Origin of the sequence: Achromobacter sp. 413638 (assembly GCF_043119405.1) — a bacterium.
Lineage (GTDB): Bacteria > Pseudomonadota > Gammaproteobacteria > Burkholderiales > Burkholderiaceae_B > Achromobacter.
The window spans coordinates 73,295-79,607 of sequence record NZ_JBICCO010000024.1 but is presented as its reverse complement, the minus strand read 5'-3'; the positions used below and the strand labels follow the sequence as shown (position 1 = coordinate 79,607).

Annotated in this window: 6 protein-coding genes; 4 read left to right on the top strand and 2 right to left on the bottom strand. The window is 67.9% G+C overall.

Features of this window, described 5'->3' with window-relative positions; all coding sequences use genetic code 11:
- The first annotated feature begins 216 nt into the window (after positions 1-216).
- The 3 genes from ACEU5R_RS12370 (at position 217) to ACEU5R_RS12360 (ending at position 3,286) form a co-directional block, all read left to right on the top strand.
- The gene (locus ACEU5R_RS12370) at positions 217-846 is read left to right on the top strand and encodes a LysE family translocator (RefSeq protein ID WP_103271954.1); all 630 of its coding nucleotides are present in this window, start codon (positions 217-219) and stop codon (positions 844-846) included.
- 108 nt (positions 847-954) lie between these two features.
- Entirely contained in the window at positions 955-2,562 is a 1,608-nt protein-coding gene (locus ACEU5R_RS12365) for a peptide chain release factor 3 (RefSeq protein WP_103271953.1), read from the top strand.
- A gap of 37 nt (positions 2,563-2,599) precedes the next feature.
- Complete coding sequence (locus tag ACEU5R_RS12360) at positions 2,600-3,286, top strand: hypothetical protein (RefSeq protein ID WP_103271952.1); 687 nt, start codon at positions 2,600-2,602, stop codon at positions 3,284-3,286.
- Positions 3,287-3,400: 114 nt separating this feature from the next.
- Here the strand turns inward: ACEU5R_RS12360 and bfr are convergent, their stop codons facing one another.
- Both bfr and ACEU5R_RS12350 read right to left on the bottom strand, forming a co-directional pair.
- Positions 3,401-3,877 (bottom strand): bacterioferritin, encoded by a 477-nt coding sequence (bfr, locus tag ACEU5R_RS12355; RefSeq protein ID WP_103271951.1) that lies wholly within the window; start codon positions 3,875-3,877, stop codon positions 3,401-3,403.
- Between the two features lie 400 nt (positions 3,878-4,277).
- The gene (locus tag ACEU5R_RS12350) at positions 4,278-5,192 is read right to left on the bottom strand and encodes a DMT family transporter (RefSeq protein ID WP_392410428.1); all 915 of its coding nucleotides are present in this window, start codon (positions 5,190-5,192) and stop codon (positions 4,278-4,280) included.
- Positions 5,193-5,358: 166 nt separating this feature from the next.
- Here ACEU5R_RS12350 and ACEU5R_RS12345 point away from each other — a divergent pair, with 166 nt between their 5' ends.
- On the top strand, positions 5,359-6,210 hold the full coding sequence (locus ACEU5R_RS12345; RefSeq protein WP_392410427.1) for a LysR substrate-binding domain-containing protein: 852 nt from the start codon (positions 5,359-5,361) through the stop codon (positions 6,208-6,210).
- The last annotated feature ends 103 nt before the right edge of the window (positions 6,211-6,313 follow it).

Sequence of the window (6,313 nt, the reverse complement as noted above, 5' to 3'; positions counted from 1 at the left end):
CGCGATGGCGAGCGCAAGCCGTCCGACCGTCCGGCCCACGCCGGCCGCAACGAAGGCCGCCCGCAGCAACCGCAGAACCACCGCCGTCCCGAGGGCGCCGCGCGCCCGGCGGGCAACGGCGGCCGTCCCGGCGGCTCGCCGCGGGCCGCGCTGCTAAGCAAGTAATATCTGCGGATAGCCCCCACCCAGACAGCGACCCACGGACCCGCGCGCATCATGCCCTTATCGACCTGGTTGACGTTTTTCCTGGCCTCCTGGGCCATTTCGTTCTCGCCCGGCGCGGGCGCGATCTCGGCCATGTCCTCCGGGCTGAAGTACGGCTTCGCGCGCGGCTACTGGAACACGGCCGGCCTGATCATGGGCATCCTGTTCCAGTTCGTGGTCGTCGCCGTCGGCCTGGGCGCGGTGCTGGCCACCTCGGAGATGGCCTTCAACGTGGTCAAGTACCTGGGCGTGGCCTACCTGATCTACCTGGGCGTGCGCCAGATCCGCACCGACGCCGCGCCGGTCGCGGTCGACGCCGGCGATCCCAGGCAGGCGTCGATCCGCGAGTTGGTCATGCGCGGCTTCCTGATCAACACCATGAATCCCAAGGGCACGGTGTTCCTGCTGGCCGTGGTGCCGCAGTTCGTCGATCCGGCGCTGCCGATGGTGGCGCAGTACGCGGCGCTGGCCGGCACGCTGGCCTTCACCGACTTGGTGGCGATGGGCGTGTACACGCTGCTGGCGGCCCGCGTGCTGCGTCTGCTGCGCGACGCCAAGCACATCCGCTGGATGAACCGGACCTTCGGGTCGCTGTTCATCCTGGCAGGCGTGTTCCTCGCCTCGTTCCGCCGCCATTCCTGAACCCGACCGAGCGGGGCTCGCTGCCTTCCCGGCGCGAGCCCCGCGCTTTTTTGCACGCAGCAGGACCGCGCCGGACCTGAAACACGGCGCCAGAATATTCCACCGATCATGAGCATTCAACAAGAAGTCGCGCGACGCCGGACGTTCGCCATCATTTCCCACCCCGACGCGGGCAAGACCACGCTGACCGAAAAGCTGCTGCTGTTCGCGGGCGCGATCCAGATCGCCGGCAGCGTCAAGGCCCGCAAGGCCTCGCGCCACGCGTCCTCCGACTGGATGGAAATCGAAAAGCAGCGCGGCATCTCGGTGGCCTCGTCGGTGATGCAGATGGAATACCGCGACTGCGTCATCAACCTGCTCGACACCCCGGGCCACCAGGACTTCTCGGAAGACACCTATCGCGTGCTGACCGCCGTGGACGCCGCGCTCATGGTGATCGACGCCGCCAACGGCGTGGAGCCGCAGACCATCCGGCTGCTGCAGGTCTGCCGCGCGCGCAACACGCCCATCATCACCTTCATCAACAAGATGGACCGCGAAGTGCGCGAGCCGCTCGAGCTGCTGTCCGAGATCGAAGGGCACCTGGGCATGGATGCGGTGCCGTTCTCGTGGCCGGTGGGCATGGGCAAGGCCTTCGGCGGCGTGTTCGACATCCGCCGCGACCGCATGCGCGTGTTCCGCGCCGGCCAGGAGCGCCGCTCTGACAACGACGACTTCATCGAGGGCCTGTCCAATCCCGAGATCGGCCGCCGCTTCGGCTCGGCCTTCGAACAGGCCAGCGGCGAGATCGAGCTGATCAACGAAGCCGCGCCCGCCTTCGACCGCGCGCAGTTCCTGGCCGGCAAGCAGACCCCGGTGTTCTTCGGCTCGGCCATCAACAACTTCGGCGTGCAGGAAGTGCTGGACGCGCTGGTCGAGCAGGCCCCGCCGCCCGGCCCGCGCACCGCGCTGCAGCGCGAGGTGCAGCCCGAGGAACCCAAGTTCACCGGCGTGGTGTTCAAGGTGCAGGCCAACATGGACCCCGCGCACCGCGACCGCGTCGCCTTCGTGCGCGTGAGCTCCGGCCGCTTCGAGCGCGGCATGCGCCTGAAGGTGGCGCGCACCAACAAGGAAATGCGGCCCAACAACGTGGTGTCGTTCCTGTCGCAGCGGCGCGAGCTGCTGGACGAGGCTTATGCCGGCGACGTCATCGGCATCCCCAACCACGGCGTGCTGCAACTCGGCGACGTGCTGACCGAAGGCGAAACCCTGCAGTTCACCGGGCTGCCGTTCTTCGCGCCCGAGCTGTTCCAGGCGGTCGAAGTGAAGGATCCGCTGCGCACCAAGCAATTGCGCACCGGCCTCACGCAGCTGGGCGAGGAAGGCGCCATCCAGGTGTTCCGTCCCGAGGCGGCCGGCGGCTCGCTGCTGCTGGGCGCGGTCGGCCAGCTGCAGTTCGAAGTGGTGGCGCACCGGCTCAAGACCGAGTACGGCGTGGACGCCCGCATGCTGCCTTCGCGCTACACGATGGCGCGCTGGATCACGTCCGACAACCCCAAGGCGCTGCGCAAGTTCATGGATGCCAATGCTGCCCATATCGCCTATGATGTGGTCGATGCGGCGGCGTTTTTGATCGGTTCGCCCGCGCAGCTGCGCGTGGCCGAGGAACTGTATCCGGATGTGAAATTCCACGCCATGCGCGAGCACGGCGGCAAGGTTTTCGGAGACAAGGCGTAGACCCGTCCGGGTTCCGCACGGCAGAAGAGGTTTAGCAATGTCTTGGCGTTTTTTGTTCGCAACGCTGCTGGTCGCGCTGGGCGCGTCGGCCTGGGGCGGAATTCAACTTGGCGACTGGCTGGTGGCGCATGCCCCGGTCGCCGCGCCCGCGCCCGGCCAGGATGGGGCCGACGGCCAGCAACCGGTGCTGGACGCCAACGGGCGTCCCTATGTGGCGCAGCCACCGCAGCCGCGCATCGACGGCACGCTGGGCGTGCCCGACAAGCCGGCCGACCGCGAGTGGGCCATCAACACCGTGTCGCTGTTCGATTCCGTCAGCGATCCCAACGTCAAGCTGTCGCGCGAGCGCATCTCGGCCGACCAGGCGCGCGAAATCGCCGCGGCCTCGCAGCAGGTGCCGCTGCCCACGGGCACGTCCGACGTCAGCACGCTGGATCTGCAGGCGCCTGGCACCTCGACCGCCGTCAACGGCGGCGCGGGGCAGGGCCAGGTCCAGGCCGGCGGCTACGGCTCCGGCCAGATGATGCCCGCGCCGCCGCCCCCGAACACCGCCCAGGCGCCCGGTGCTCCCGGCTGGCAGGACGCGCTCAAGCGCGAGCTGGCGCATTGCGCCACGCAGGGCTTCTTCGAGCGCCCCTCGTGTTCCTGGGCCGCGCGCAACAAGTACTGTGCGCCGAACCGCGCCTGGGGCACGATGGCCGAATGCCCGGCCCGTCCGCAGTAACGCGATCGCAACGCTATCGACGCGGCACTCTGGCCGCGTACCAAGACAAAGGCGCCCCTCGGGGCGCCTTTGTCTTGGCCGGCGATCCTGTGACCGCCGCCAGGCCGGCAACCGTTATTCCGGCACCGACATCTGGCTCTGCAGGTAGTTCTGCAGGCCGACCTTGTCGATCAGGTCGATCTGGGTTTCCAGATAGTCGATGTGCTCTTCGGTGTCGTCCAGGATGTCCTGGAACAGATCGCGCGACACATAGTCGCGCACCGATTCGCAATACGCGATGGCTTCCTTGACCGTGGCTTGCGCGCCTTGCTCCAGCTTGAGGTCACAGGCCAGCAGTTCCGGCACGTCTTCGCCGATCAGCAGCTTGTGCAGGTCCTGCAGGTTGGGCAGGCCGTCGAGCATGAAGATGCGCGCGATCAGGCGATCGGCATGCTTCATCTCGCCGATCGACTCTTCGTATTCGTGCTTGCCCAGCTTGTCGAAGCCCCAGTGGTTCAGCATGCGCGCATGCAGGAAATACTGGTTGATGGCCGTCAGCTCGTTGGTCAGCTGCTTGTTGAGATGCTGGATGACGGTTTTATCGCCTTTCATGATGAGACTCCTTGCAGTCAGGCGCGATGCGAGCACATCGCGACAGGAAGACGCGCGATGCCGCGCGTACGCAACCCCGGCAGACTAACATCCGGCGCGGGGCCGCGCCTAGCCTTGCTCTGCATTTGGTAAACGGCTTTGCAAGCGCAACATGAAAGCGACAGGATAATGAGAATGAGTTTGCGTGAGCGATGCCTTGCACGCACTACGCAGACTTCATGCGGCCTGGAAGCGGCCATACCGCCCGATTGTGCGCCTTGATGCACGTCAAGCGCAGCGCGGATCGCACGCCGCCTCGCTGAAAAACCCGCGTGCGACGCGTGCTCCGCGCTGTTGCATATCTACGACCGCATGAGCGCGCGCGCCACCATCACGCATCGACTCGATGGATATCGCGGACTCAATCGGCGCGCCGCGTGGCCAGCCAGATGCCGAATGCGATCGGCACGATGCCCAGCAGGTCCAGCCACGACACCGGCTCGCTCAACACCAGCCAGCCGAACAGCAAGCCCAGCGGCGGCATCAGGAAGTGCAGCGCGCTGGCGGCGGTGGCGCTGGCGCGGCCAAGAATCATGAACCACAAGTAATAACCGCCAATCGACACGGCCATGATCATGTAGGCCATGCTCCAGAACAGACTGGCCGTCATGCGCGCCGCGCCCAGGTCATCGACGACCAGCGCGATCGGCATCATCGCGGCCGCGCCGGCCAGCGACTGGATGCCGGTGGCCATCCACAAGTCCGCGGACGGCTTCAGGCGCTTGTACAGCAGCGTGCCCGCCACCAGCGCGATCAGTCCGCCAACCACGAGCAAGGTGCCGTGCGCGTCTTCCTGCATGCCGCTCAACCGCGAACGCAGCACCACGGCCACGCCGGCCAGCCCCAGCAGCAGGCCCAGCAGCTTGCGCCAGCTCAACCGCTCGCCCAGCACCGGCCCGGCCAGCACGCCGATCAGCAGCGGATTGGTGCTGATCAGCACCGCGGTGAACGCGGATGACACCCGCGTCATGCCCGACCAGCTCAAACCCAGATACAGGGCGTTGTTCAGCAGGCCCAGCAGCGCCAGCGCGGCGACGTCGCGCCGGCTCGGCCAGCGCCAGCGGCCGCTGGCCGCGGCCACGCCCAGCATCAGCGCGCCGGCGATCAGGAAACGAAACGCCAGCAGGGTCATCGGCGGACAGTCGCGCACCGCGATCTTGGCGGCGGCGAACGCCGAACTCCACAACAGGCAAAACGCGGCGATGGGCAACCAGGCGACAGCGGCTGGAGAATCGGTGCGGGCGGGAGATGCGACGGCGAGCGAGGGGGTTTTCATGCGAGTCCCGGAGAGAGGGCGCCGCCGCTTTGGCGACAGGCTGGCGGCCATTCTGCGCGCCGCCCCATCCATTGACAAATGCTTTATTCAGATTGAAAGTATTCGATAATCGAATGGATAAGCCCACCGCCTGTCCAGGCTGCACGACTGCTTTCCAGGCCCCGCCATGCTCGATCTCGATCTACTGCACAGCTTCGTTTCCGTCGTCGACGCCGGCGGCTTCACGCGCGCCGGCGAACGCGTGCACCGCAGCCAGTCCACCGTCAGCCAGCAGATCCGCAAGTTGGAAGAGGCGCTGGAGTGCGCGCTGTTCATCCGCGACGGCCGCCAGGTCCAGCTGACCGAAGACGGCGAGCGGCTGCTGGGCTATGCCCGCCGCATGCTGGCGCTGTCCACCGAGGTGCGCGAGGCTGTCAGCGGCCGCCAGCGCGTGGACGTGGTGCGCCTGGGCATCCCGGACGATTTCGCGCCCGAGGCCTTGACCGCGCTCCTGGCGGCCTACGTGCGCGAACGGCCGACGCTGCGCCTGTCAGTGCGCTGCGATCTCAGCGCCGCGCTGACGCGCAGCCTGGAGCGCGGCGATCTGGATGTGGCGCTGCTCAAGCGCGAGCCCGGCGCCGGAATGGACACGGGCGCGGCCCTGGCCGCGTGGCCGGAGCACCTGCATTGGATCGCCGCCAGCGCCTTGCCGCTGCCCGATGTCGAGCCCGTGCCGCTGGTGGCGTTTCCGCAAGGCTGCATCTACCGCAACCGCGCCATCCACGCGCTGGAAGCGGCGGGCCGGCGCTGGCGCATCGCCTATGAAAGCCCCAACCTGCTCGGCCTGCAGGCGGCGCTGGCCGGCGGCCTGGGCGTGGCGCTGCTGGAGCGCCGCTGTCTGGCGCCCAACCTGCGCATCGTGGACACGCATCTGCCGCCGGCGCCGCCCACCGAGCTCGCGCTCTGCCTGGGCCGCGCGGCGCGCGAGCCGGCGCGCCAGGTGGCGCAGACGGTGCAGGCGTTCTGCGCAGCGCAGTAGCGCCAGCCCTCATCCTGAACGGGAACGGCTCCGCCGGACGGCCCAACGGCCGCAAGCCGCCAGGCGTGGAAAGGACACAGGCCGCCTGTGTGTGGAAGGAACC